The organism is Arthrobacter sp. B3I4, from assembly GCF_030816855.1.
Lineage (GTDB): Bacteria > Actinomycetota > Actinomycetes > Actinomycetales > Micrococcaceae > Arthrobacter.
Genome location: NZ_JAUSYK010000001.1, coordinates 1,378,799 through 1,405,088, shown reverse-complemented (window position 1 = coordinate 1,405,088; position 26,290 = coordinate 1,378,799). Strand labels below are relative to the sequence as shown.

Below are 26,290 nucleotides of genomic sequence, written 5' to 3'. Positions count from 1 at the left end.
AGGCGGGCGTCGGAACGGCCTAGACGTCGAAGTCGACGGAGACTTCCGGCGTGGTGGGATGGGACTGGCAGGTCAGCACGTAGCCCCTGTCCAGTTCATCCTGCTCCAGCGCATAGTTCTCATCCATCGTGACGGAACCGGAGACGACCTTGGCGCGGCAGGTGCCGCAGACGCCGCCGGCGCACGCGAACGGGACATCCGGGCGGACCCGGAGGGCTGCGTTGAGGATCGATTCGCGGGCGTGGGTGGGGCTCGCCACTTCGCCCTGCAGGCCGTCGAGCTTGAAGGTGATCTTGTAGGTGGCCTGGGAGTCGTCGGTGACCACCGGGCGGCCGATGTTGCCTTCCGGGCGGTCCGGCTTGCCGGAGGTGAACAGTTCGAAGCGGACGTGTTCGGGCTTCACGCCGCGCGCGGCGAGCGTGTCCCGGCACAGCTGGACGAGTTCGAACGGCCCGCAGAGGAACCATTCGTCGACGTCGTCGCTGTGGATTGCGGTCCCCAGCAGCGCCTGCAGCTTGTCGGCGTCGATCCGGCCGCTGAGCAGCGGGGCGATCCGCTGTTCGCGGGAGAGCACGTGGTGCAGGGCGAGGCGGGACGGGTACTTGTCTTTGAGGTCGGCGAGTTCCTCCAGGAACATCACGTCCATGGCGGCCTTGTTGGCGTACACCAGGTCGAAGCGGGTCTCCGGGTGCGCCGCGAGCAGCGTCCGGGCGATCGCGATCACCGGGGTGATGCCGGACCCGGCGGCGATGGCGACAAAACTGCCCGGCTCCCCCGCCAGTTCTTCCGGGTGGTTCATGGAGTTCATCAGGTTCTGCTCTTTGCCGTCGCGGCCGTGCTTGGACACGAAGGCGCCCATCGGGCTCATGACGTCCAGCACGTCGCCGGCTTTGAGTTCGGCGTTGGCCCAAGTGGAAAAGAGCCCGCCGAGGTCCTTCTTGATTGCGACCCGGATTTCGCTGCTGCCGTCCGCGAAGCTTCGCGGCTCTGCGCAGATGGAGTAGCTGCGGCGCACCTCGTGCGGTTCACCGTTTTCGTCCGGCAGGGTGGTGCGAAGGGCGACGTACTGGCCCGGGAGGTAGTCGAATTGCCCGGCCAGTTCGGGCGGAACGCCGAAGGTGACCTCGATCGCGTCGTCGGTAAGGCGGCGGACCTCGTCCACAACCAGGGGGTGGAAGGACGCACGACGGCGGCCGGTCGCGGCGGCCGTCTCAGCGGCGGTCTGGCGGACAACAGTCATGGGGGCACCTGTTCCTTACAAAACTTTGAAATAGTCGAACGGTTCCTTGCAGTCCTGGCAGACGTAGAGGGCCTTGCAGGAGGTGGAACCGAAGCGGGTGAGTTCCTTGGTGTTCAACGATGAACACTGCGGGCATTTGACGGCGAGGCTCAGGCGGATCGGACCGGCATGCCGGGCGGCCGCGGAATGACCCGACGGCGGCGCGATGCCGTACTGCTGCAGCTTGGCCTTGCCGGACTCGCTCATCCAGTCCGTGGTCCAGGCCGGCGACAGTACCAGCTCGACGTCGACGCGCGGGTAGCCTGCGTTGTTGAACGCCGTGGTGAGGTCGTCACGGATGGCATCCATCGCCGGGCACCCGGAGTATGTGGGCGTGATGGTAACCTGCACGGCCGGGACCATGCCGCCGTCGGCCGTGTCGGGTTCCTTCGTCACCTTGACGCCGCGCAGGATGCCCAGGTCTTCGATGGTGAGGACGGGAATTTCCGGGTCGCAGACCGTGGCGGCGAGGTCCCAGGCCTTCTGTTCCGCGGTCTTCTGTTCCCGGGGCGGGTTCTCGCCGGCGACCGCGGCGGCGGTGGGATGGCTGACGTACATCTCCGGCATGGTTACCAGCTCGCTCCGGGGAACTCGCGGGCCAGGACCTGCATCTCGGCGAGCAGGTAGCCCAGATGCTCGGAGTGGAACCCGCGGCGGCCACCGCCGGGGGCAGCGGGGACCTGCGGGACGTCGAGTTCCGCTTCGGCGAGCACCTCGCCGGTGAGCCGGTCGAAGTCGGCGCGCAGGCTGGAGGGCTGGACGGCGACGCCGGACTCGCTGAGCCGGGCGGTGAGCTCATCGTCGCGGAACAGTTCGTCGACGTAGGGCCAGATGACTTTGAAGCCGTGGATCATTCTGGTGCGGGACTCCTCCGTGCCATGGGCCAGGCGGAGCACCCACTGCGCACTGTGGTCGCGGTGGTAATCCACTTCCTTGACCGCTTTCGCCGCGATCCCGGCGAGCGTGGCGTCGGTGGACTGCGCCAGCCGCCGGTAAAGCTCGAACTGGTAGTAGCTCACCACGAACTGCCGGGCGATGGTGACAGCGAAGTCGCCGTTGGGCTGCTCGAACAGCTCCACCGACCGGAACTCGTGCTCGCGGCGGAAGTAGGCCAGGTCATCCTCGCTCCGGCCGTCCAGTCCCCCGGCGTAGCTGAGGAAGGACCGGGCATGGCCCAGCTGGTCCAGGGCGATGTTGCCCAGGGCGATGTCTTCTTCGAGCTCGGGTGCACGGGAGATCCAGTGGCCCAGCCGCTGGGCCAGGATCAGGGCGTCATCGCCCAGGCGCAGGGCAAGCTCGGCGGCGTCTTCGCTGGGCTTGGCGGTGCCGCGGCTCACTGCCAGGGCGATGTCCTCCGGACGCAGTGCGTTGCCCGGGGTGATGCGGGTGGCGCTGGCCGTTGCTTCGCCGCTGTTGCTGCTCCCGGCGACACCGACGGAGATGTCGCCGTGGCCGGCGGTTTCTTCCGCGAGGGCGGCCGTTTCTGTCGTTTCGGGGGTGCTCACAGGTGCTTCACGCCCTCGCTCTTGGTGTAGTAAGTCGCGTGCCGGTAGTCCTTGCCTTGCGGCGACTCGAAGAAGGCACCCTTGGCGTCGGGGTCCGATGAGGCGATCGCATCGGCGGGAACCACCCAGATGGAGACACCCTCGTTGCGGCGGGTGTAGAGGTCCCGGGCGTTGCGCAGGGCCATCGCGGCGTCGGGCGCGTGCAGGGACCCGGCGTGGACGTGCGAGAGTCCCCGGCTGGAGCGGACGAAGACTTCCCAGATGGGCCAGACGTTGCCGGAGTGCGGTTCGGGGGTGGTCATGCTGCGGACACCTTCTCTGCTGATTTCTTGGCCTGCTTTTCGGCGTAGGCCGCGGCGGCTTCGCGCACCCAGGCGCCGTTCTCGTGGGCTTCGCGGCGGCGTTCGAGGCGCTGGGCGTTGCACTGGCCGCGGCCGGCGATGACTTCGTGGAATTCTTCCCAGTCCAGCGGACCGTGCTCCCACTTCTTGGTGTCCTCGTTGAAGCGGATGTCCTTGTCAGGCAGCGTGAGGCCCAGGACTTTGACCTGTTCCATCATCATGCCGACGAAGCGGTTGCGGAGCTCGTCGTTGCTGAAGCGTTTGATGTTCCAGGCCATTGACTGCTTGGAGTTGGGCGAATCATCATCCGGCGGGCCGAACATCATCAGGGCCGGGGCGTACCAGCGGTTCACGGCGTCCTGCGCCATCTGCTTCTGTTCGGGGGTGCCGTTGGAGAGCTCGAGCAGGATTTCGAAACCCTGGCGCTGGTGGAACGACTCTTCCTTGCAGACCCGGACCATGGCACGGCCATAGGGGCCGAACGAGGCACGGCAGAGCGGCACCTGGTTGGCGATAGCGGCGCCGTCGACCATCCAGCCGATGGCACCCATGTCCGCCCAGGTCCGAGCCGGGTAGTTGAAGATGGACGAGTACTTGGCCTTGCCAGCCATCAGGTCCTGCATCATCTGATCACGCGGCTGGCCGAGCGTCTCGGCCGCGGAATAAAGGTAAAGGCCGTGGCCGGCCTCGTCCTGGACCTTGGCCATCAGGATGGACTTGCGTTTGAGGCTCGGGGCGCGGGAGATCCAGTTGGCTTCCGGCTGCATGCCGATGATTTCCGAGTGGGCGTGCTGCGAAATCTGGCGCAGCAGCGTCTTACGGTAGGCCGGGGGCATCCAGTCACGGGGTTCGATGCGCGAATCCTCGGCCATGACCTTGTCGAAATATGCCTGTCCCTCGGCGTCACGGCGGGCCGCGTCCTCGGGGCTCATTTCGTGCCGTGTTTCATGCCGTGCCGGCGATGGCTCGGCGGGCACTGACTGCAGGGTCTGCGATGCCATGGTTGCTCCTATGCATTTTCGATAAATAATTACCGACCGTTCGTTCAGGATATGCGGAAGCGTCGGAGGGAGTCAAGCACCCGAAGCCGCCGCGGCCCGATCTGCTCTGCCGTCTCTGAGCCCGGGTGATATTCTCTGGTTCACGCAATCGTCCGCCGCAACTCCCCCGGTCAGGTGCCAGAAGCTGCACGGACCATGAGGGAACGACATGGCACACCAACCGCCGGAGCGCGGCCCAGATCGGCCGTCCGCGCCAGGGGGTGCGGGCTGGAGCCGCAGGCGCAAGCTCGTTATTGCCGCCGTAGCCGGCCTGGTGGTCATCGCCGTCGCCGCTGCGGCCTTCCTCTTGAACCGGCCGCGCACCGAGACTTCGACCCCGGCGCCCTCCCCCTCCGCACCCACGCCGACCCCAACTCCGACCCCGAGCGCCACGCCCACCCCGACGCCGGAACCGGCGCCGACGGACTTGAACATCCTGCTGATCGGCAGCGACAGCCGGGTGGACGCCCGGGGCCCGGCAGCCGCCGGAGCCGGATCGGACCAGCGTGGCGATGTCCTGGTCTTTCTCCACCTGCCGGCAGACCGGAAGAGCATCTACGGCATCTCTGTGATGCGGGACCTGTGGGTGGACATCCCCGGCCATGGCCCCGGGAAAGTCAACTCCGCCCTGGAACTGGGCGGCATCCCCCTGATGACCACCACGGTCGGCACCCTCCTCGGTCAGCCAATCCAACACACCGTGCTGCTGGACTTCCCGGGGTTCGTGGGGCTGACCGACGCCCTGAACGGCATCGACGTGGACGTCAAAACGCCATTCACCTCGACCCTTGAATCGGGACATTACTTCCCGCCGGGGATCAACCACCTCAACGGAGAACTAGCGCTTGACTTCGTCCGCGAGCGCAAGGCCTTCGCCGACGGCGACTACCAGCGGGTGAGGAACCAGCAGACATTCCTCAAGGCCGTGCTGGGCAAGGCGCTGGGCGGCGGGTACCTGACGGACCCGGCGGCGGCGCGCGCCCTGGCCGCCGGGGTGCTGCCGCATGTTTCGGTGACGCCAGGACTGACCCCGGAAACCCTGCAGCGGCTGGCCTTCAGCCTTCGCTCCGTGCCGCCCGGGAACGGTTCGTTCTTCTCACTTCCGACGGCGGGCATCGGCACCAGCCCGGACGGACAGTCGATCGTCGTGCAGAACCAGGCGGCGACCGCCGAGGTGGCGGCCGCGCTGGCCTCCGGGACCCTGGTGGAATATGTCACCTCCCACAACGTCGGCGGCAACTAGGGCTTGCGCTGTTTGGCTCCTGTGTCGCTGCACCCTCCGGTGACGGCGGTGCCCGGTAGATTGGGGACATGACGCAGACCAACGCCACTGGTTCTTCCACCGGACCGTCCACTGCCGGCCCCTCCACCGGCCCCTCCGCTGCCGGGCAGCTCTCCCCGCGGCCCCCCGTCGCCAGGAAGGTCCCGCTCCTTCGCACGCACCACGGTGATGTCTTCGAGGACAGCTACGAGTGGCTGCGGGATAAGGAATCCGCCGAGGTCGTGGACCTGCTGAAGGCCGAAAACGCCTACCAGGAGGTCGTCACCGCAGGCCAGGAGCCGCTGCGCCAGGCGATCTTCGAGGAGATCAAGGGCCGCACCCAGGAGACGGACCTTTCCGTACCCAACCGCAAGGACGGCTGGTGGTACTACACCCGCTCGGTCGAAGGCAAGGAGTACGGCATACAGTGCCGCGTCCGCGCCCAGGACAGCGCTGACCGGGTCGCCGACTGGACGCCCCCCGCCGTCGAGGTTGGCGTCCCGATCCCCGGCGAGGAAGTGCTCCTGGACGGCAACATAGAAGCCGAGGGCAAGCCGTTCTTCGCCGTCGGCGGCTCCGCTGTCACGGTTGACGGGAATCTTTACGCCTACGCTGTGGACAACGCCGGCGATGAACGCTTCACCCTGCGCATCAAGGACCTCCGCACCGGCGAGCTGCTCCCCGATGTGATTGAGAACGTCTTCTACGGCATCTCCTTCTCCCCGGACGGAACCCGGATCTTCTACACCGTGGTGGACGCCTCGTGGCGCCCGTACCAGGTGAAAGCGCACGTGCTGGGCACCCCGGTCACCGAGGATGAGGTGATTTACCAGGAAGACGACGTCGCCATGTGGCTGGGCTTCGAGCTATCCGCTGACCGCCGCCACCTGGTCCTTGGCATCGGATGCTCCGAGTTCAGCGAGACCCGGCTGCTGCGGTTCGACGCGCCCGACGCCGGGCTCACGACCGTCATCTCCCGCGACGAGCGCATCCTCTACGAGGCCGAACCCTTCCTGCTGGCCGACGCCTCCGGAGTTCCCACCGAAACCATCCTGCTGACCCACAACAAGGACGCCATCAACTCGATGGTTTCGCTCGTGGACCCGGCCGAGCTGGCCAAACCCGTCGCCGAGCAGCACTGGCGCACCGTCGTCGCGCACTCAGACGAGGTGCGCATCAACGGCGCCGGCGTCACCTCCACGCATCTGGTGCTCTCCATCCGCAAAGACACGATCGAACGCGTCCAGGTTCTCCCGCTGGCGGGACTGGGCACCGATAGCCAGGGCGCCGCCGTCGAGCCGGCCTTCGAGGAGGAGCTGTACACGGCGGGGGTCGCCGGCTCCGACTACGACGCTCCGGTGATCCGGATGGGCTACACCTCCTACTTCACGCCGTCGCGGGTCTACGACTTTGTCCTGCCGACGGCGGAGCTTCCGGCGGGCGAACTGCTGCTGCGCAAGGAAAGCCCGGTGCTGGGCGGCTACTCCGCCGCCGATTACGTCGCGACCCGTGAGTGGGCGGTGGCCTCCGACGGCACCCGCATTCCGCTCTCGGTGCTGCGGCACGCCTCCGTGCCGCAGGACTCGACGGCGGCCGGGCTGGTGTACGGCTACGGCTCCTACGAACTGAGCATGGATCCGGGCTTCGGGATCCCCCGGCTCTCGCTGCTGGACCGCGGCATTGTCTTCGTGATCGCGCACATCCGCGGCGGCGGTGAACTTGGCCGGCACTGGTACGACGACGGCAAGAAACTGCACAAGAAAAACACCTTCACGGACTTCATCGCGGCCACCGACTGGCTCGCCGGTTCCGGCTGGGTGGACCCGGGCCGGATCGCGGCGATGGGCGGTTCCGCCGGCGGCTTGCTGATGGGCGCCGTCGCCAACCTGGCCCCGGAGAAGTACGCCGCGATCGTCGCGGCCGTGCCCTTCGTTGATGCCCTGACCACGATTCTGGATCCGGAACTGCCGCTCTCCGCGCTGGAATGGGAGGAATGGGGCAACCCGATCACGGACCCGGACGTCTACCGGTACATGAAGTCGTACACGCCGTATGAGAACGTCCGGGCCGCGGCGTATCCCAAGATCGCCGCGGTGACCTCGTTCAATGACACGCGGGTGCTTTACGTGGAGCCGGCCAAGTGGGTGCAGCGGCTGCGTGAACTGAACACCGGCAGCGAGCCGATCGTGATGAAGATCGAAATGGACGGTGGCCACGGCGGCGCCTCGGGCCGGTACGTGCAGTGGAAGGAACGGGCCTGGGACTACGCGTTCGTCGCCGACTCCCTGGGCGCCGTCGAACTCCTCCCCGGCGCGGGCCTGAAGTAGCGCTCCCCGCCCCCATCGATTGCTCCGTTACGGTCGTTTTCGGACCTCAAAACCGGCCGTAACGGAGTACCCGATGGGCTGGTAGTGCCAAACAAAGATCATCATGCTTACTATTGACCTGCATTAGGCACATCGATGGAGGAACTGCTCATCGGGGGCAGCAGCAACCGTGCCGGAACTGGAGTCATTCGTGAGTACTGACCAAACCATGAACGGATTGTCCGACGAGGAACTGATGGTCGAGGGTGCCACCGCCCTGCCCGCCAAGGAAGTCGCCTCCGTACTGGACCTGAACGCCGACCTGAACCTGGGCATCGATGCGGCCGCGCCGATCGACCTTGCCGTCGCGGCGAACGCCAACGTGGCTGCGCCGATCGACGCTGCGGCTTCCGCCAATATCCTCTCCGCCGGCTCGGAGGCTCAGGCCCTCTCCGACCAGGGCGTCATCATCAACCAGGGCATCACGGCCGACGCGAACGCCACCTCCCTTCAGGACAGCGGCATCGATCAGGCCGCAGACTCCGGCGCTCCTGCCGCCGCAGGTGACGCCGGCACCGCCGACGGCACTCTGGCGGATGCTTCCGGGGCGACCGTCGACGCCGGCGGCACCCTGCCGGGAGGAACGCTGGACGGGGCGGTGGACGGCGTCGTCGGCGGTGCCACGGACGTTCTCCCGGACGGCACGGCGCCCGATCTCGGCGCACTGCCGACCGACGCCGCCGGGGCACTCAACGGCAACCTCCTCAACGTCGACGTCAACCTCGACGCCAACGCCGGAATTACCGCGCCGATCAACGGCGCAGTGGCGGCCAACGCCAACGTTGCCGCCCCGATCGATGCGGCGGTGGCAGCCAACATCGGGTCCATCGACAGCAACGCCTACGCCGTGTCGCAGCAGGACGCGATCATCACGCAGAACATCGAGGGCGAGGCCACGGCCTCGGCCGACCAGCAGTCGAACATCCAGCAGTAACTACTCGATGACTACCGTGCAAGGCGGGCCGTCCGCGCAGGACGGCCCGCCGGCCTCTGCTGCCCCGGGCACCTTGCCGCCCCCTGCCTTGGCCGACGGCGTCCAACTGATCGGCCAGACGAAGGGCTCCGGCTACAAGCAGGCCCCGTCCCTGGTCCGCCGCGCCGACGGACAAACGCTCCAGCTGACGCCCCTGCTTTACCAGGTGCTTGAGGCCGTGGACGGCAGCCGCAGCCTCGAAGAGATCGCGCAGCATGCCGGTAACGCTTCCGGTAAGCAGGTCAGCGCGGCGAACGTACAGACACTCATCGACACGCAGCTGCTCCCGTTGGGCGTCCTGCGGCTCGCCGACGGTTCCCAGCCGGAAGTCAAGAAATCGAATCCGCTCTTGGGGATGCGGTTCCGGTACACCGTGACGGACCCGGAACGTACGCGGAAACTGACCGCACCGTTCGTTGCACTGTTCAATCCGCTGCTCGTCGTCGCCGTGACGGCCGCTTTCCTCGCCGCCTGCTGGTGGGTGCTGATGGTCAAGGGGCTGGCTTCGGCCACGCACGACGCCTTCGCCAACCCCGGCCTGGTGCTGCTGATCCTGTTGGTCACGGTGCTGTCGGCAGGCTTCCACGAATTCGGGCATGCCGCCGCCGCCCGTCGCGGCGGGGCAACCCCCGGCGCCATGGGCACGGGGCTGTACCTGATGTGGCCGGCGTTCTACACCGACGTCACCGACTCCTACCGGCTGGGCCGGGCCGGCCGCATCCGCACCGACCTGGGCGGGCTGTACTTCAACGCGATCGTCGCCGTCGCCATCATGGGCATCTGGTGGGCCACCGGCTTTGACGCGTTGCTGCTGGTGGTGGTCACCCAGATTCTTCAGATGGTCCGGCAACTGCTGCCCATGGTCCGCTTCGACGGGTACCACATCCTGGCCGACGCAACCGGCGTCCCTGACCTGTTCCAGCGGATCAAACCGACCTTGCTCGCCCTGATCCCCTGGCGCCGTACCGATCCCGAGGCGCAGCTGCTGAAGCCCTGGGCACGCGCCGTCGTTACTGCGTGGGTGCTGATCACGGTGCCGTTGCTGGCCTTCAGCATCGTCAGCATGGTGCTGGCGCTGCCGCGGATCCTCGGCACAGCCTGGGCCAGCGGCTGGAAGCAGCAAGCCATGCTCTCCCACAGCGTGGGCGCGGGGGACTTTGCCGACGCTGCCGTGCGCGTGCTGGCCGTCCTCTGCATAGCGCTGCCGGTCCTCGGCATCTTGTACATCCTGCTGCGCACCGGCCGTCAGCTCATCACCAACTTGTGGCAAAAGACCCGGGGCAAGACGATACAGCGCGCTGTCGCGATGGCTGCGGTCGGAGCCGTCATCGCGGGCCTTGCCTGGGCGTGGTGGCCCGGCGCGGAGAGCTACCGGCCCGTGCAACCCTACGAGCGCGGCACGCTCAGCGACGTCACCACGGCGGTTTTCCCGGCTGTTTCCGGGCGCCATCTCAAGCAGGGTCAGGCCGGCCGGACCACGGCGCTGTGGCCCGCCGGTTCGAAGAAACCCACCCGCGAGGCGCCGCAGCTGAGCATGGTGCTGGTCCCCCGCGACGCAGCTGGTCAGACGTCCGGTTCTGGCGGGTCCGGCGGGTCGGGGACCTCCGACGGTTCGGGCGGGTCCGGCGGCTCGGGCACCACGACGGCGGCGCCGTCCTGGGTGTTCCCTTTCGATATGCCGCCGGCACCTGAGGAGGGCGGCAACCAGTCGCTTGCGGTCAACACCACCGACGGCTCCGTGGTCTACGACGTGGCGTTCGCCCTTGTGTGGGCCGAGGACGGGGAAGACGTCCGCAACCGCAACGAGGCGAACGCGTTCGCAAGCTGCACGGACTGCGCCGCCATTGCGGTGGGGTTCCAGGTGGTGCTCATTGTGGGGCAGGCCGACGTCGTTGTTCCGGAGAACCTCTCGACCGCCGCCAACTACAACTGCCTTGGCTGCCTCACCTACGCACTGGCCAGCCAGTTGGTCCTCACCCTGGACGGCCCGCTCAGCGCCGACGGCATGACCCGGCTCAACGCGTTGTGGCAGCAGATCGCCGAATATGGCCGGAGCCTGCAGAACGTCCCGCTCGCCGAGATCGAGGGCAAGTTGGAGGCCTTCAAGGAACAAATCATGGAGATCGTCCGGACCGATCCCAGCGCCACTCCGGGCGGGTCGGGCGTCCCCACGCCAACGGCCTCCCCGGGCGCTACGCAGTCTCCCGCACCAGCCGCGTCCCCCGGCGCCACCCTGCCGCCTGCCTCGGAGGAAGCCGGGACGACAGCACCGCCGGTGCCAGGCGAACCCGCCGCGCCCGCGCCGGAGCCCACGTTGGCACCAACGGTTACTCCGGACGCCGGCCAGCCCACCGGTGGCGCCACCGAACCAGCGCCTGTACCGACGTCGGCCGCTCCTGCGACAACGGCCCCGCCGGCGCCGTAGGGCATCCAGGGCATCCTGCCGAGGCAAGGTCGACCGTTCGACCGTTCCGCCGGCCTGCCCGGAAGCTGCTGCGTCCCGCCACGGCAAGGTCGCCCGTTCGCCAAGAATGGCCGCTATGGAACCCCCGTAGCGGCCATTCTTGGCTAATCGACAACTCTTCGGCGGTCCAACGGCAGCAGATCCCGGGAGGGCCCGCGCGGCGGGAACCCTAGCTCGCACCTGGGTGGCATGCCCGGCGTCGGGGTGTCCGTGTAGCCACGCCCGCCGGATCATCGCGCGCTCCAGCCCAGTTACCCGGCACCGCGCCCGGACGGGTCCCGGAGATTCCGCGGAATTTCACGGATTGGCCGCCGACAGAGGCGGTGCGGACACCAGTAACTGGGCAGGAGCGTCGGGCCCCGGCTCCCACCCCGGGCCCAGTGAATACCCGCCGGGAACGGCAGCCAGCACGGCCGGACCGGTTCAGACGCTCAGTTGCCAAAGATGGCCGCTATGGAATCCCAATAGCGGCCACCTTCGTCAAACCGTTGAGTCCGTGGTCCGCCGTCGGCCTTGCCACTCCTCGGCGAGCAGCGCATAAACGACCTCAGTGGCCCACTGACCCTTGTAGTGCCACTTGTCCACCTGGGTGGATTCCAGGCGCATGCCGAGACGCTCGCACAGTGCGGCGGACGCGGTATTGAGGGCGTCGAGTTTGGCGTTGATCCGGTGGAAGCCGAGCTCCTCGAAGCCGAGCCTCAGCACCTCGGACGCCGCCTCGGCCGCGTACCCTTTCCCGCGGGCCTCCGGAGCGAGGCTCCAGCCGATTTCGGCTTGGCCGCAGCCGGGCAGCCACTTCAGCACCACTTCGCCGAGCAGCCCGGGCGCGTCCGCCGCTTCGATCGCCAGGCAGATCCAGTCGCCTTCCTTCTCGAAGACGAAGTTGGCGTATTTGCCGACGGATTCCATCGACTGGGTGTAGCTTTTGGCTTCCCTCGGCAGGAACCGGGCGGTCTCAGGCAGGGAGTGGTAGGCGTGGAAGGCGTCGAGGTCCCCGGCCTCGAAGCGGCGCAGCACCAGCCGATCCGTCCGCAGGGGCAGTCGCAGGGGAAGGTTCTGTACGGTCATAACCCCCACGCTACCCATCCCTTGCTCGGTAAAGACCGTTTTGGAGCGGGTAAACGGCCGTTATGGAGCAACGGATGCATCAGCGACGACGGCGGCGGTCGCCTCCGCGATCGCCAGCTCCTCATCGGTGGGGACCACCAGCACCGGCAGGGCCGATTCCGGCGTCGAAATGACCCGGGGTTCCTTGGATTGCTGGCGGTTCAGCACAGTGTCGAGTTCCACGCCGAGGGCGCCCAGCCGTTCGGCAACCAGGCTGCGGAACTGGTGCGAGTTTTCACCGATCCCGGCGGTGAAGACCAGGGCCTTCGCGCCGCCCACGGCCACGTGGTACCCGCCGATGTACTTCGCCAGCCGGTAGGACGCGACCGCGAGCGCCATGGCCGACCGGGCATCCCCCGCCTCGGCTGCCTCCACCACCGAGCGCATGTCATTGTTCCCCGCCAGGCCCTTGAGCCCGGACTGCCGGTTGAGCATGGAGTCAATGTCCTCGGCGGACCAACCGGCCCGGCCCAGGAACACCAGGATGGAGGGGTCCAGGTCACCGGAACGGGTGCCCATCACGAGGCCCTCGAGCGGCGTGAACCCCATGGAGGTGTCGATGGATTTGCCGCCGCGGATGGCGGTGACGGAGGCGCCGTTGCCCAGGTGGGCGATCACGGCGTCGAACTCCTCCGGCGGCAGATCCAGCAGCACCGCGGAGCGGTGCGCCACGTATTCATTCGACGTCCCGTGGAAGCCGTAGCGCCGGATGCCGTGGTTTGTGTAGAGCTCGTCCGGCACGGCGTAGCGCCAGGCGTGCTCGGGCAGGGTGCGGTGGAAGGCGGTGTCGAAGACGGCGACCTGGGGCAGCTGGGGCCACTTTTTGGTGATGGCGCGGATGCCGAGCACGTTGGCCGGGTTGTGCAGCGGCGCGAGCGGGTTCAGCCGCTCGATCGCGCGGGTGATCTCGTTGTTGATCAGCACCGGTTCGGAGAAGCGCTCGCCGCCGTGCACGACCCGGTGGCCCACCGCATCGAGCGTCCGGCTGCCCAGCGCCTCGTGGATGGCGCCATCCACCTGTTCCAGCGCCTCCGCGTGGTCGCGCGGACCCACGATCTCGCCGTCGCCGTCGCCGCCGTTGCCCATCCCGATCTTCTCCACCAGCCCCTCGGCCAGGACGCTGCCGGCCTCCACGTCACGGACCTGGTACTTCAGTGAGGACGAGCCGGAGTTGATGACGAGCACGAGCATGGGGCCTCCTAAGCCTTGGCTTCGACGGACAAAACGGGTGCGGTCTGGGCTGCGGCGGCCGGGAATGGTACCGGCGCCGCCTGTGGCGGAACTACCTGGGCCTGGATCGCGGTGATCGCTACGGTGTTCAGGATGTCGTCGACCGTGCAGCCGCGGGACAGGTCATTGACCGGTTTGCGGAGGCCCTGCAGGACCGGCCCGACGGCGACCGCGCCGGAGGACTGCTGGACCGCCTTGTAGGTGTTGTTGCCGGTGTTCAGGTCCGGGAAGATGAACACCGTCGCCTGGCCGGCCACCGACGAGCCAGGCATTTTCGACTCGGCAATGGCAGCGTCGACGGCGGCGTCGTACTGGATCGGTCCCTCCACCGCGAGGTCCGGCCGGCGTGCGCGCACCAGTTCGGTGGCCTGCCGGACGGCGTCGACTGCTTCACCCGCGCCGGAGCCGCCGGTGGAGTACGAGAGCATCGCCACGCGCGGCTCAACGCCGAACTGGGCCGCCGTTTCCGCAGAGGCCAGGGCGATGTCGGCGAGCTGTTCGACGTTGGGCTCGGGGTTCACGGCGCAGTCACCGTAGACCAGCACCCGGTCCGGCATCAGCATGAGGAACACCGAGGAGACGATTTTGACGCCCTCGCGGGTCTTCACAAACTCCAGGGCCGGCCGGATGGTGTGCGCCGTGGTGTGCGCGGCTCCGGAGACCATGCCGTCCACGACGCCGAGCTGGACCATCATGGTGCCGAAGTAGCTTTCGTCCTGCAGCACCTCAAGCGCCTTCGCCAGGTCCACACCCTTGTGCGCGCGGAGCTCCGCGTATTTCCGCGCGAAGCCTTGGCGCAGTTCCGAGGTGGCCGGGTCAACGATGTGGATGCCGGTCAGGTCAATGCCCTGGGTGGCTGCCAGCTCGCGGACTTCGGCCTCGCGCCCCAGCAGGGTGAGCTCGCAGACATCGCGGCGGTGCAGGATCTCCGCGGCGCGCAGAATCCGGATGTCCTTGCCCTCGGGCAGCACGATGTGACGGCGCTGCGACCGGGCCCGTTCGATCAGATCGTGCAGGAAGCGCAGCGGCGTCATCCGCTCCGGCCGGGGCAGGTGCAGCCGTTCCAGCAGTTCCGCCTCGTCCACCCGTTTGGACCACAGACCCAGCGCGGAGGCCACCTTGCGCCGGTGGCCGGACCAGATTTCACTGCGCACCTCGGAGACGCGTTTGGCGGTCACATAGGTGTCATCCGGAGCCGCGAAGATCGGAAAGGGCGCCTGGGCCAGCAGCGAGTAGATGGTGGGATCCGGCGCCAGGCCGCCGGTCAGGATCAGCGCCGACGGCACCGGGAACTCCGGCGAGAACGACGACGCCAGGCACGCCACCAGCACGTCGGCCCGGTCGCCCGGCACGATCACCAGCGCGCCGTCGTCGAGCACGTGCAGAAAGTTGGCAACGTTCATGGCAGCAACCTTGACCGAGTGCACGTCGCGTTCCAGGTCCGGCAGCCCTGCCACCTGGCCGATGCCCAAAGCGGCGGCGACTTCCCCCGTGGTGGGCCGGGCGATGTCCTCCAGTTCGGGGAATACGTAGACCGGACGGCCGGAGGCCCCCGGCCGAACGGCCGCGGCGATGCGCTCCAGCTCGTCGGGATCGGCGCGGTTGACCATGATGGCCAGCAGGGCGCAACGCTCGGCGAGGAGTTCCTTGCGGGCCACTTCGACGGCGTCCGCGGTTTCGGCGACGGTGCGGCCTTTCGCTCCGACGACGGCGACCACCGGCGCCGAAAGGTTGTTGGCCAGCCGGGCGTTGAGGTCGAACTCGACGGCGGCGTCCTGGCCGGTCAGGTCCGTGCCCTCGATGATCACCACGTCGCAATGCCGGGACATCTCGGCGAAGATTTCGACGCAGCGGGAGTCGATCTCCTCGCGCTTTCCCTCGGCGAGCAGTCCGCGGACCTCTTCGAAGGTCAGGCCGCTGCGGCAGCGGTCATCGTCAAGGTCAAAGCGGGACTTCATCAGCGTGACCATCGGGTCCGCGGCGGCGCTGCCGTGCACGACGGGCTTGAAAAAGCCGATGCGGTCCGCATGCCGGTGCAGGGTATCCGCGAGGCCCAAGGCTATGAGCGATTTACCGGATCCCGGGGTCGTCGCGCTGACATATATTCCTTTGGCCATGTGTCCCAGCATACTTACACCCCTTGACAGCGGGCACCTGGATGGGATTACCTAATGAACATTCGGTAAATAAAGCTGGAGGCAATGACGCATGGCTGGACTGACGATTTCCGGGGACACCCACCCCATCCTGAAAGACGACTACGCCTCCGAGTGGATGGGCATCGAGGTCTTGGCGCTCGACGACGGCCATGCCACCATCCGGATGCCGCTCCGCCAGGAAATGCTCAACGGTTTTGGCATGGCGCACGGCGGCATGATCTTCGCCTTCGGCGACACGGCCTTTGCTCTCGCCTGCAACCCGGCCAACCCGGGCCTGGCTGACGAAGGCAGCATCACCGTGGCGTCCGGCGTCGACATCAACTTCATCAAGCCCGCCTTCCAGGGCCAGGTCCTTACCGCCGTCGCCAACCGGCGCGCGAGCACCGGCCGCAGCGGCCTGTACGACATCCAGATCTACGCGGCGGACCCCGCCGCCACGGAAGCCACGGGGGCATCTCCCGCAGCCTCCCCCGCCGGCGCACCCGCCCCCACGCTCCCGGGCGGGCTCCCCGCCGATGTCCCCCCTGGCGAACTCGTCGCCGAGTTCCGCGGCCGCAGCCGCACCATCTCCAAGAAATAGAAATAGGGACCCCGATGACCACCCCCACCGCTGAATCTGCCCTCGCCCCCAGCGACGCTGTCCTGGACCGCGAAGAAACCATCTCCCGCGACGAGCTCGAGGCCCTGCAGCTCAGCCGCCTCCAGCACACCGTGGCCTACGCCTACGACCGTGTCCCGTTGTACAAGCGCAAGTTCGACGAGGCGGGGGTCCACCCCACCGACCTTCGCGAGCTCTCCGACCTGGGGAAGTTCCCCTACACCACAAAGGAAGACCTCCGGCTGGAGTACCCGTTCGGCATGTTCGCCGTGCCGCAGCAGGAAGTGGCCCGGATCCATGCCAGCTCCGGGACCACCGGCCGCGCCACCGTGGTGGGCTACACCAAGCAGGACCTCGCCGACTGGGCCAAGCTGGTGGCCCGCTCGCTGCGCGCCTCCGGTGTCCGTCCCGGCATGAAGGTCCACAACGCCTACGGCTATGGTCTGTTCACCGGCGGCATGGGGGCCCACGCCGGGGCCGAGGCGCTGGGCTGCACCGTCATCCCGATCTCCGGCGGCCAGACCGAACGCCAGATTCAGCTCATCCAGGACTTCGAACCGGACGCCATCCTGGCCACGCCGACCTATCTGCTCACCATCGCCGATGCCATGATCAAGCAGGGCATCGACCCGGCGTCCACCTCGCTGAAGTACGCAGTGCTCGGTGCAGAGCCCTGGACCGAGGAAATGCGGCACGAGCTCGAGGTCACCATGAACCTCAAGGCCTGCGACATCTATGGCCTCTCCGAGGTCATGGGCCCCGGCGTGGCCGGAGAAGCGGTCGAAACCCAGGACGGCAGCCACATCTGGGAGGACCACTTCCGCCCGGAGATCATTGACCCGTTCGACACCTCCGTCGTGTTGGGCGACGGCGAGCCCGGCGAGCTGGTCTTCACCTCGCTGACCAAGGAAGCGCTGCCGATCATCCGGTACCGCACCAAGGACCTCACCCGGCTGCTGCCCGGCACCGCCCGACCGGCGCACCGCCGGATGGGACGCATCACCGGCCGCAGCGACGACATGATCATCCTGCGCGGCGTGAACCTGTTCCCCTCCCAGATCGAGGAGATTGCGCTGCGGATTCCCGAGCTGAGCCCGCACTTCCAGTTGGAACTCACCCGCCCGGAGGGGCAGCGGATGGACCAGCTGACGGTCAAGATCGAACGCCGCGACGCCGTCACGGCGGAGGGCAGCGCGAATGCGGCGAAGTTGCTGCAGCACCAGATCAAGATCCACGTCGGCTCCTCCTGCAGCGTCGACGTCGTCGAGCCCGGCTCCCTGGAGCGCTCCAACGGCAAGCTGCGCCGCATCTACGACCTGCGCCCCAAGGCCTGATCCGTTCCGCCGCCCGCGGCGCTGGCCGGCCCGGCAGACGCGTCCTCCTGGGCGCTTCTGCCGGGCCGCTCTTGCCGGGCCGACCGACCGTTCATGAGAAACTAGCGAGTATGCCCACCACCACCACCAAGCGCGGCCGCCCCGGCTATGACCAGCAGTCGGTCCTGTTGATTGCTGTCGACGTCTTCAACCGCCACGGCTACGACGCCACGTCCATGGGCATCCTTGCCGAGAACCTCGGCATCTCCAAGTCAGCGATCTACCACCACGTGCCTTCCAAGGGCGACCTGCTCAAGCTGGCGCTGGAAGAGGCCCTCGGCGGCCTGGAAGCGGTCCTGGACCGCCCGGAAGCCAAGAACGGGTCGGCGGACGCGCGTCTGGAGTTTGTGCTCCGCGAAACGATTTCGGTCCTGGTGGAGCGGCTCCCGTTCGTCACCCTGCTGCTCCGGCTGCGCGGCAACACCGAAATCGAACGCAACGCTTTGGAACGGCGTCGCACCTTTGACCACAAGGTCGCCGCCCTGATTTCGGCGGCCCGGGATGAAGGTTCGCTGCGGCAGGACATCGACCCCCGCACCGTCACCCGGTTGCTGTTCGGAACCATCAACTCAATCGTCGAATGGTACAAACCGGGCGGATCCCTCTCGCCTGAGAAACTGGCCGACGACGTGATCACCATGGCGTTCAACGGCCTGCACGTCCCCCGCTAGGATCTTCTTCCGGCTCGTCTTCTTGAACCTATTGACCCGCTCGGTGCGCCGCGCCACGCTGGATAGATGGCCACCAAGTTGTCCCGGCTGCTGACGGGCGCGTTCCCCCAGCTGCGGTACGAGCCCACAACCAAGAGGGTCCGCGCGAGCTTCAGCGGCAACGCCGTCGTCGATACGCGCAGCGCCTACCTCCTCTGGGAGCCGCGGCGGGTCACCCCGGTTTACGCCGTGCCAGAGCAGGACCTGCTGGCCGCACTCGTCCCGCCGGCGCTGCCGGCAGCTGCCGTCGAGGAGCACGCTTTCAGGCTCCGGTCCGGAGGATCCCCCGGACTCCTGGACCCCGGAACGGCTTTCGCGGGGCATACCGCCGCCGGGGAGGAGTTCGACGTCGCAATGCCGTCCGGCGCTGTCCCCCGCGCCGCCTTCCGGCTTGAGGACCCGGACCTGGCCGGCTACGTGGTACTGGATTTCGCCGCCTTCCAATGGCTTGAGGATGATGAAGAAATCATCGGCCATCCCCGGGATCCGTTTCACCGGGTGGACGTCCGCGCGTCATCGGCGGACGTGGAGGTCGCGCTGGACGGCGTGACGCTGGCCCACACGACGGCGGCGCAGCTTCTCTACGAAACCATGCTGCCCGTCCGGTATTACCTGCCGCCGTCGGACGTCAGGCTGGACCTCCTGCAGGAGAGCCGGAAGCGGACAGTGTGCCCGTACAAGGGCATGGCCCGGTACTGGAGCTACACCGGCTCGGACCAGGGCGACAACATTGCGTGGAGCTATGACCGGCGGTTCCGCGACGCCGCCCAAATCCATGGCCTTATCAGTTTCTTCAATGAACGCGTCGACTTGACGGTCAACGGCGCCTTGCAGCCCCGCCCCGTCACACCCTGGTCCTGAATGCGGGCACCGGGCGGCCCGGGGCGGCCGGCCGGCCGGGGGCACATTGACTACCCCTCCCGGACAATCGCTGCTGGCTGTCGGCGCCTCCGTGGCAAAGTCCCCCCGGAACGGCGTCGTACTTTCCAGCCAAACCAGCCGGGCCGGTCGCCGTGCCGCGGGATGAGGGCTGCCTGAAGACGTCCAACGGCCAGCACGCGCGAGCCAGCGCCCGCCAAACGAAATAATAAGCGTGCTTGGTATTCCTGGCGCCCGGGACTACGGTGGTAGAAAGCCATCTCAGCGAGGAAGGAAGAACCATGAGCCACCCCAAGGAAGAACCTGACGCAGGATTCATCGTTCCGGATCCATCGAAGCTTCGCGAGGACATTCCCGGCGATGCCGGGGACGAAGCAAACGTGATCCGTTTCAGTGAAGAGCAGGCCCTGATCGAGGAACAGGCGCACGGCATACGCCCCGAGACGTACAGCGTTCCCGCCGGCGGCCCCACCATGGACGAGGCACGCGGCAACATGGACCTCTCCGACCGCAGTGAGTCCGGCCGCGGCACCGGCCGCGAGGATGACAGTAGCGACGACGGCTTGCACGGCGGCGCCGAGGCCTGATCGGCTGCGGAAGCCCGACGGTGCCGCGCGAGGTCCTGACGGGCCGCGCGGCTTCCGACCGCAAACTGAAACAGCGCCCCCAACAGGGGGCGCTGTTTTTGTGGCGGTCGAGGATCAGAGCTGGTAATCGGCCGCCGTGGTGAGGTTTTCGTGCACACAGAGAACGTTGTGCTCAGTGTCCATGAACCAGGCGCACTTCTCGGAGTCCGTTGTGCAGATGTGATTCTCGGTTTTGAGCTCCGGGAGATCGTAGTCCTGGAACCTGACGCCCCGGGCTTCCATCTCCCGAACCGTGCTTTCAATTTCACTGACTTCAAAACTCAGGGTGGTGTGCTCCGAATGCTTTCCATCCTTCACGGGCATCAGCTGCAGCAAAGGGCCGCCCTCTGAGCCGAACATTTCGCTTCCGTCCTCGGCCACACCACGATGCGGGAGACCCAGTGTGTCCGCATAGAAATGCCGGGCACGCGCCGCATCATCGACCGGCAGGACTGTTGTGGCTTTGTTGAGTACTAGGGACATTTCGCCACCTCCTACCCTTGAAATTTTACGCCGGAACCGGAGACAAGGAGCCTGCCCAGTGAGAGCGCTCAGCAATCCGGCGCACCGGCGCCCGCGCCAGGCCGGTAGGCGCTAACGGAATCAGCAACTACAGACGCAAGCGCGCAGCGGCCGATGCACAGCCGCGCCACAGCAAGCCACGGCCTGCCTCACAGCCCCCCGCCCCAGGATTGAACTGCCCCCAACAGGACCGACCCGAGTCGAGGACAGAAAATGCGCGTTCTGGAATCCAATCCCGCCATCCCTTGCCCGGGCCCCGAAGCGGCGGTCACTCAAACACACCCCGAACGTGCACGGCATGGCAGGGCGACAACCGATCCCGGCCGAAAGCTGTATGAGGAACGGTCAACCGCTCTGGCCGGTCTCTGGATGCCGCCGGCCCTGCCTTGGGAAGACCTGCCCGAACCGGACAAGAACAGGTGGCGCGGCTATGCGGCGGTCCCGGGCAACGACGGCGCGGCCCGGCCGTAGCCACGAACGAACTGCGGCACCACAGCGAATCCACAGGTGCGCCAAAGAGGATGCATAGCAAACACTGGTTTGCTGGGCCGTGCGTCGCTTATTACACGCGAGGCGCAGGTCCCATCTTCGGGGGAGACGCTTTATGGATGCACCTGATCGCTCAGGCGTTGGAAGTGGATTATCCGCCCCGGACCCCACCGCTCCGGAACCGGCCACGCCGGCCCCGCCCGCGTCAGGGCCCAATGACCGGGCTCCCAGTGACCGGCCTACGCACGAACGAGCTACCAGTGGACAGGCGCCCTCTGGACAGGAACCCGGTACCCCGGCAGGTACAGATCCCGTGGGCCGGGCAACCGCCGGGACTCAGGCCAAGCGGCGACTCATAGGTGTGGACGCCGTCCGTGGCATCGCGCTGATCGGGATGATGGGCATCCACCTGCTGCCCGCCTGGACCGACCGGTTCGAACCTACGCTGAGCTGGTTGCTGTTCGCCGGCAAATCCGCGGCACTCTTCGCGGTGCTGGCCGGCGTCTCCCTGGCCTTCAGCTCCGGTGGACGCCGTCCGCTGCGCGGACTCACCCTGACCGCGGCCAGGGCTGCCCTTGCCGTCCGCGGCGTGCTGATCCTGGGGATCGGCCTAGCCATCGCGAATGTCGATATGCCTGCCTACATCATTTTGGCTTATTACGGGGTGATGTTCATTCTGGCAATCCCCTTGCTGGGGCTCTCCTCCGGCAAGGTGGCCGTAACGGCCCTTGCCTTCGCTCTGGTCGGCCCTGTCTTGATGCAGGCCCTCCGAGACCGTCTTCCCGAGCCGGGCTACGACCCCACCTTCGCCACGGCCTTCGGCGATCCTGCCGTGTTTTTCAGCCAGACGCTCCTCACCGGCGTCTACCCGGCGCTGCCGTGGATGGCGTATATCTGCGCCGGCCTGGCCGTGGGGCGCTTGGACCTCACGGCAGTCCGGACCCAGAGTCGGCTGCTGGCCGGCGGGGCCGCCCTCGCTGTAGCCGCCTGGCTGCTTTCAGTTCTTGCGCTGGGCCCATTGGGCGGATTGAAGGCCATCGAGGATGCAACCCCTTCGCTCTCGCACGAGGCGATCAGCGACGCGCTGATCTGGGGTCCCGACCCCAGCCTGCCGACGAGTTCCTGGTGGTGGCTGGCGATCGCGGCACCGCACTCCACCACGCCCCTGGATATTCTCCTCACCATCGGAACGTCCCTGGCCGCCATTGGGGCCGTGCTGCTGGCCGCCCGCGGTGTCGGCGGTCTCTTGACGCCCTTGGCAGCCGCAGGCAGCATGACCCTGACCCTGTACTCAGCGCACCTGTTGATCCTTGCCACCGGATTTTTGGCAGATGAGCCGTATCTGGCCTGGGGTCTCCAGGTGGCCGCCGCCCTCGTGTTCGCCGTCGTCTGGCAGAAAGCGAAGGGACGCGGGCCGCTGGAGCGGATGATAGCCGCGGCCACCGCTAGGGCCCGCAACCACGTCCTCAACTCGGCTGCGCAGCCCAAGTAACGCGCAGCCCGTAAGACGACCGGCGGGTTACTTCTCCACGAGGGTCAAGACGTCGTAGGTGGCCACGATTTCGTCGTTCTGATTGGTCAGGACGGCGTCCCAGGCCACCTCGCCGTACTCGTCGGTTTCGCGCGGGGTGATCTTCTTGGCCGTGAGGGTGACCCGGATGGAATCGCCGGCGGCGACCGCGGGTGATAAAGCGCAGGTTCTCCAGGCCGTAGTTGGCCAGAACCGGGCCCGGCGCGGGTTCCACGAACAGTCCGGCACCCCAGGCCAAAAGCAGGTAACCGTGCGCCACGATGCCGGGGAAGAACGGGTTGGCTTCCGCCGCTTCCTGGTTGGTGTGGGCGTAGAACGTGTCGCCGGTGGAGTTGGCGAACCTGGTGATCTCCTCCAGCGAGACCTCCCGCAGGTCCGACCGGATCGCGTCGCCGATGTGCAGCGTGGCCAGGGGCTTGCGGAACGGGTGCTGGCCCTCGGTTTCTAGGGTGAAGTTGCGGTCCGCGCCGGTGTGCCAAACTCCGGTGACGGCCGTCAGCATATTGGGTGAGCCCTGGATGGCGGTGCGCTGCATGTGGTGCATGACTGAGCGGATGCCGCCCAGTTCCTCGCCCCCGCCGGCCCGGCCCGGACCGCCGTGAACCAGGTGCGGCACCGGGGAGCCGTGCCCGGTGGAACTGCGGGCATCCTCGCGGTTGAGCATGAGGACCCGGCCGTGGTGCGCCGCGATGCCGGTGACAAGTTCACGGGCGACGTCGGCGTCGTTGGTGCAGACCGAGGCGACCAGCGACCCGCCGCCGCGGGCGGCGAGGCGGACAGCGTCAGCCAGGTCCGTGTAGCCAATCACCGAGGAGACGGGGCCGAAGGCTTCCAGCGAGTGGACCTCCTCGGCTTCGGGGTCGGCCCAGCTCAGCAGCACGGGGGACATGAAGGCGCCGTCCTCGACGACGCCGACGCTGCCGTCCGCGCTGGTGACCTGCGGCGAATCGAGGGAGCCGTACGCGAGTTCACCACCGGCGTCGAGCATGGCCTGGACGGCGGCGCGCACATCGGCGAGCTGCTCCCGGGAGGCAAGAGCTCCCATGGTGACGCCCTCCGCGCGGGGGTCACCAAGGACGACCCGCTCCCTGATCCGCTCCCCCACCGCAGCGACGACGTCGGACACCAGCTCCTGCGGCACGATGGCGCGGCGAATGGACGTGCATTTCTGGCCGGCCTTGGCGGTCATCTCGGTCACGAGGGACTTAATGAAAGCGTCGAATTCCGGCGTTCCCTTGACGGCGTCGGGGCCCAGGATCGCGGCGTTGAGGGAGTCGGTTTCGGAGGTGAAGCGGACTCCGCCGGTAACAACGTTGGGGTGCGACTTGAGCGTGTTGGCGGTGGAGGCGGAGCCGGTGAAGGCCACGAGGTCGCGGTAGTCGAGGTGGTCCAGCAGGGTCCGGACGGAGCCGGAGACGAGCTGCAGCGAACCCTCGGGCAGGATGCCGGATTCATCGATCGCCTTCACGACGGCGGCCGCGACGTAACCGGTCGGGGTGGCGGGCTTGACGATGGTGGGCACACCGGCGATGAAGGCCGGGGCGAGCTTCTCGAGCATGCCCCAGACCGGGAAGTTGAAGGCGTTGATCTGGACGGCGACGCCGGGAATCCGGGTGTAGATGTGCTCGCCGGCAAACGAGCCGTCCCGGGAGAGCACCTCCATCGGCCCGTCCACGACGACCTGCGAGTTTGGCAGTTCACGCCGGCCCTTGGAGCCGAAGGTGAAGAGCACGCCGATGCCGCCGTCGATGTCGATCAGCGAGTCGACCTTGGTGGCACCCGTCTGGGCGGACAGCGCGTAAAACTCCTCGCGGCGGCCGTTGAGATACTGCGCCAGTTCCTTGAGCTTGAGGGCACGCTGGTGGAAGGTCAGCTTGCCCAGTTCGGACTGCCCGGTGGTGCGGCCGTAATCGACGACGGCGGCCAGGTCCAGACCCTCGGTGCTCACCTTGGCCAGCAGCTCCCCGGTGCTGGCGTCCAGGACCATGGCGGCGCCGGCGGCAGCACCGGCGTCGGGTGTCCACCACGAGTTCCGGACGAAGCTGGGAACGATTTCGACGGTGCCCACAGTGGGTTCCGGAGCTGTTGCAGTGGTGGTCATCGTTGACGGGTCCTTCCAACGGGGCAAGATCGGCATGGCCAGCACATTACTGACCGTCCGTTCGGTAATATGTCTAGAGTACATGAATGAGTCCTGCGGCACACTAGGAACAGCAGGCCGGACCGGCCCGTGACAGGCGGCATGCCCTGTGCACCACACCAGAGGAGACACAATGACCCCCGAGCCCCGCGATGCCGAGCTGTGGAAGATCACGTTGGGCGAGCTCGACGAGAAGATGGGCGTCAAGATCGTCGAGCAGTCCGTAGACCGCGTTGTGGCCACCATGCCGGTGGAGGGCAACCGGCAGTCCTTCGGACTGTTGCATGGCGGCGCCTCACTGGCTGTGGGAGAGGCGGTGGGTTCCTGGGCGGCAGTGATCCACGCCAGCACACTGGGCAAGACGGCGGTTGGTGTGGACGTCTCGGCGACGCACCACAAGTCAGCCCGGGAAGGACTCGTAACCATCACCGCCACCCCCATTCACCTGGGCGGCACCGTTACCACCCACGAGGTGGTCATCAGCAATGCGCTCGGTGACCGGCTGTGCACCATGCGGATCACCAACCTGCTGCTGGACCGCAAGGGCTAGGCAACGCCACCCTGCGCCTCGGCGGCTCCGCCCGGGCTACGGCAGGCTGCTCGCCCTCACGACCAGTCGCGCAGGGAAGATGACCGGCTCCCGGCTGGTCCCCGGGTTCTCGATGTCGTCGAGCAGAAGACGGCCTGCTTGGGCGGCCATTTCCACCGTCGGCTGGTTGACCGTGGTCAGCGGCAGTTCGCCCGGCGCCGTCAGGTGGTCATCGAAGCCGACGACGGCGACGTCGCCAGGTACTGCGCGCCCCGAGGCCAGCAGGGCGGTGATGGCGCCGCGGGCCATCAGGTCGGAAGCGGCAAAGATGCCGTCCAGACGGCTGTCCTGGCTCAGGAGGCGTTCGGCCGCTTCGGTGCCGCCGGCAGGAGTGAAGTCTCCGTGCGCGACCGGTCCGGCCGGCAGCCCGGCTTCGCTGAGGCCGGCTTGCCAGCCCCTGAGCCGGTCCGCGGCAGCCGTCATGTCGAGCGGTCCGGTGATGGTCCCCAGCCGTGTGCGGCCGGCCGCTGCCAGGTGAAGCGCGGCCTGCCGGGCGCCGTCGAAGCTGTCCACGTCCACGTAGTGGATGCCCAGCCGGGTGTCCCAGGGCCTTCCAATAAAAACGGTGGGCAATCCCGAGGCGGCAAGTTCTTCAGTCCAGCCGTCTGCCTTGTGGTGCGAAACGATAATTGCTCCGTCAACGTGGCCGCCGCGCAGGTACCGCAGCGTCCGGGAAGGGTCGCCCCCGGCCCGGGACATCAGCAGGACCAATTGCATTTCGGTTTCCCGCAGCGCCTCGGTCACGCCGGTGATGACGGCGGCAAAGAACGGGTCCATCATGACGCGGGCATCGGGTTCGTTGATCACCAGGGCGATTGACGACGTCCGGCGGGTAACCAGGCTCCGGGCGGCCCGGTTGGGGGTGTAGCCCAGCTCAATAACCGCCGCGTTGACAGCAGCCAGCGCCTCCGGGCTGACACGGGACCCGCCATTGATGGCCCTCGAGGCGGTGGAGCGGGACACCCCGGCCGCCGTCGCAAGGTCTTCAAGGGTGGGACTGTGTCCGGCCGGTCCGGCCCGGAGAGTCCGGAGGTTCTGTTCGCTCATCACTTTGAGAATACGACATCCTCCGAGCTCACCCGGGCCGGACTGTTTGGCCGGACTGCCG

General features: G+C 67.3%; 21 protein-coding genes and 1 pseudogene. 11 read left to right on the top strand and 11 right to left on the bottom strand.

Translation table 11 applies throughout. The features are described from left to right. Positions 1 to 19: 19 nt before the first annotated feature. The 5 genes from paaE to paaA are packed head-to-tail and all read right to left on the bottom strand — an operon-like array spanning position 20 to position 4,126. Positions 20 to 1,240, bottom strand: coding sequence for a 1,2-phenylacetyl-CoA epoxidase subunit PaaE (paaE, locus tag QFZ61_RS06610; RefSeq protein WP_307034464.1), 1,221 nt, complete (start codon positions 1,238 to 1,240; stop codon positions 20 to 22). Between the two features lie 15 nt (positions 1,241 to 1,255). Next, complete coding sequence (paaD, locus tag QFZ61_RS06605; protein ID WP_307038034.1) at positions 1,256 to 1,837, bottom strand: 1,2-phenylacetyl-CoA epoxidase subunit PaaD; 582 nt, start codon at positions 1,835 to 1,837, stop codon at positions 1,256 to 1,258. An 11-nt stretch (positions 1,838 to 1,848) separates the two neighbouring features. After that, a complete protein-coding gene (gene paaC, locus QFZ61_RS06600) occupies positions 1,849 to 2,784 on the bottom strand; it encodes a 1,2-phenylacetyl-CoA epoxidase subunit PaaC (protein WP_307034462.1) in 936 nt (311 codons plus the stop codon). Next, positions 2,781 to 3,086 (bottom strand): 1,2-phenylacetyl-CoA epoxidase subunit PaaB, encoded by a 306-nt coding sequence (paaB, locus tag QFZ61_RS06595; protein ID WP_307034460.1) that lies wholly within the window; start codon positions 3,084 to 3,086, stop codon positions 2,781 to 2,783. The genes paaC and paaB overlap by 4 nt, the downstream gene beginning before the upstream one ends. Continuing rightward, positions 3,083 to 4,126, bottom strand: a complete 1,044-nt coding sequence (paaA, locus tag QFZ61_RS06590) for a 1,2-phenylacetyl-CoA epoxidase subunit PaaA (protein WP_307034458.1) — start codon at positions 4,124 to 4,126, stop codon at positions 3,083 to 3,085. Before paaA ends, paaB begins: the two co-directional genes overlap by 4 nt. 208 nt (positions 4,127 to 4,334) lie before the next feature. Between paaA and QFZ61_RS06585 the strand changes: the two genes are divergently transcribed. The 4 genes from QFZ61_RS06585 (at position 4,335) to QFZ61_RS06570 (ending at position 11,190) form a co-directional block, all read left to right on the top strand. After that, positions 4,335 to 5,408, top strand: coding sequence for an LCP family protein (locus QFZ61_RS06585; RefSeq protein ID WP_307034455.1), 1,074 nt, complete (start codon positions 4,335 to 4,337; stop codon positions 5,406 to 5,408). A gap of 68 nt (positions 5,409 to 5,476) precedes the next feature. Continuing rightward, positions 5,477 to 7,753, top strand: a complete 2,277-nt coding sequence (locus QFZ61_RS06580) for a S9 family peptidase (RefSeq protein ID WP_307034453.1) — start codon at positions 5,477 to 5,479, stop codon at positions 7,751 to 7,753. Between the two features lie 190 nt (positions 7,754 to 7,943). Next, positions 7,944 to 8,726 carry a peptidoglycan-binding protein gene (locus QFZ61_RS06575; RefSeq protein WP_373427136.1) on the top strand — a complete coding sequence of 261 codons (783 nt, stop codon included), beginning with the start codon at positions 7,944 to 7,946 and terminating at the stop codon, positions 8,724 to 8,726. A 7-nt stretch (positions 8,727 to 8,733) separates the two neighbouring features. Then, positions 8,734 to 11,190, top strand: a complete 2,457-nt coding sequence (locus QFZ61_RS06570) for a hypothetical protein (RefSeq protein WP_307034451.1) — start codon at positions 8,734 to 8,736, stop codon at positions 11,188 to 11,190. A 519-nt stretch (positions 11,191 to 11,709) separates the two neighbouring features. On the opposite strand, the gene QFZ61_RS06565 is transcribed toward QFZ61_RS06570, so the two are convergent. Genes QFZ61_RS06565 through pta form a run of 3 tightly spaced genes read right to left on the bottom strand, consistent with a single transcriptional unit; the run spans position 11,710 to position 15,683 of the window. Then, the gene (locus tag QFZ61_RS06565; protein ID WP_307034449.1) at positions 11,710 to 12,297 is read right to left on the bottom strand and encodes a GNAT family N-acetyltransferase; all 588 of its coding nucleotides are present in this window, start codon (positions 12,295 to 12,297) and stop codon (positions 11,710 to 11,712) included. Positions 12,298 to 12,357: 60 nt separating this feature from the next. After that, on the bottom strand, positions 12,358 to 13,527 hold the full coding sequence (locus tag QFZ61_RS06560; protein WP_307034447.1) for an acetate kinase: 1,170 nt from the start codon (positions 13,525 to 13,527) through the stop codon (positions 12,358 to 12,360). A gap of 8 nt (positions 13,528 to 13,535) precedes the next feature. Beyond that, positions 13,536 to 15,683, bottom strand: coding sequence for a phosphate acetyltransferase (pta, locus tag QFZ61_RS06555; RefSeq protein WP_307034445.1), 2,148 nt, complete (start codon positions 15,681 to 15,683; stop codon positions 13,536 to 13,538). Between the two features lie 91 nt (positions 15,684 to 15,774). Between pta and QFZ61_RS06550 the strand changes: the two genes are divergently transcribed. From QFZ61_RS06550 to QFZ61_RS06530, 5 genes are all read left to right on the top strand, one after another. Continuing rightward, positions 15,775 to 16,305 (top strand): hotdog fold thioesterase, encoded by a 531-nt coding sequence (locus QFZ61_RS06550; protein WP_307034443.1) that lies wholly within the window; start codon positions 15,775 to 15,777, stop codon positions 16,303 to 16,305. A gap of 14 nt (positions 16,306 to 16,319) precedes the next feature. Next, positions 16,320 to 17,657 carry a phenylacetate--CoA ligase PaaK gene (gene paaK, locus QFZ61_RS06545; RefSeq protein ID WP_307034441.1) on the top strand — a complete coding sequence of 446 codons (1,338 nt, stop codon included), beginning with the start codon at positions 16,320 to 16,322 and terminating at the stop codon, positions 17,655 to 17,657. 110 nt (positions 17,658 to 17,767) lie between these two features. Next, positions 17,768 to 18,367 carry a TetR/AcrR family transcriptional regulator gene (locus tag QFZ61_RS06540; protein WP_307034439.1) on the top strand — a complete coding sequence of 200 codons (600 nt, stop codon included), beginning with the start codon at positions 17,768 to 17,770 and terminating at the stop codon, positions 18,365 to 18,367. 66 nt (positions 18,368 to 18,433) lie between these two features. Beyond that, the gene (locus QFZ61_RS06535) at positions 18,434 to 19,267 is read left to right on the top strand and encodes a DUF427 domain-containing protein (RefSeq protein ID WP_307034437.1); all 834 of its coding nucleotides are present in this window, start codon (positions 18,434 to 18,436) and stop codon (positions 19,265 to 19,267) included. 299 nt (positions 19,268 to 19,566) lie between these two features. Next, the gene (locus tag QFZ61_RS06530; protein ID WP_307034435.1) at positions 19,567 to 19,872 is read left to right on the top strand and encodes a hypothetical protein; all 306 of its coding nucleotides are present in this window, start codon (positions 19,567 to 19,569) and stop codon (positions 19,870 to 19,872) included. 114 nt (positions 19,873 to 19,986) lie between these two features. Here QFZ61_RS06530 and QFZ61_RS06525 read toward each other — a convergent pair whose 3' ends face one another. Next, positions 19,987 to 20,394, bottom strand: a complete 408-nt coding sequence (locus tag QFZ61_RS06525) for a VOC family protein (RefSeq protein ID WP_307034433.1) — start codon at positions 20,392 to 20,394, stop codon at positions 19,987 to 19,989. Positions 20,395 to 21,283: 889 nt separating this feature from the next. Between QFZ61_RS06525 and QFZ61_RS06520 the strand changes: the two genes are divergently transcribed. Then, positions 21,284 to 22,414 (top strand): heparan-alpha-glucosaminide N-acetyltransferase domain-containing protein, encoded by a 1,131-nt coding sequence (locus QFZ61_RS06520; protein ID WP_307034431.1) that lies wholly within the window; start codon positions 21,284 to 21,286, stop codon positions 22,412 to 22,414. A 27-nt stretch (positions 22,415 to 22,441) separates the two neighbouring features. Here QFZ61_RS06520 and paaZ read toward each other — a convergent pair. Next, a pseudogene (gene paaZ / locus QFZ61_RS06515) lies at positions 22,442 to 24,554 on the bottom strand (phenylacetic acid degradation bifunctional protein PaaZ). A 172-nt stretch (positions 24,555 to 24,726) separates the two neighbouring features. Here paaZ and QFZ61_RS06510 point away from each other — a divergent pair. Beyond that, positions 24,727 to 25,143 (top strand): PaaI family thioesterase, encoded by a 417-nt coding sequence (locus tag QFZ61_RS06510; RefSeq protein WP_307034429.1) that lies wholly within the window; start codon positions 24,727 to 24,729, stop codon positions 25,141 to 25,143. A 36-nt stretch (positions 25,144 to 25,179) separates the two neighbouring features. Here the strand turns inward: QFZ61_RS06510 and QFZ61_RS06505 are convergent, their stop codons facing one another. Beyond that, positions 25,180 to 26,229: a LacI family DNA-binding transcriptional regulator gene (locus tag QFZ61_RS06505; RefSeq protein WP_307034427.1), complete on the bottom strand. Its 1,050-nt coding sequence runs from the start codon at positions 26,227 to 26,229 to the stop codon at positions 25,180 to 25,182. Positions 26,230 to 26,290: the final 61 nt, after the last annotated feature.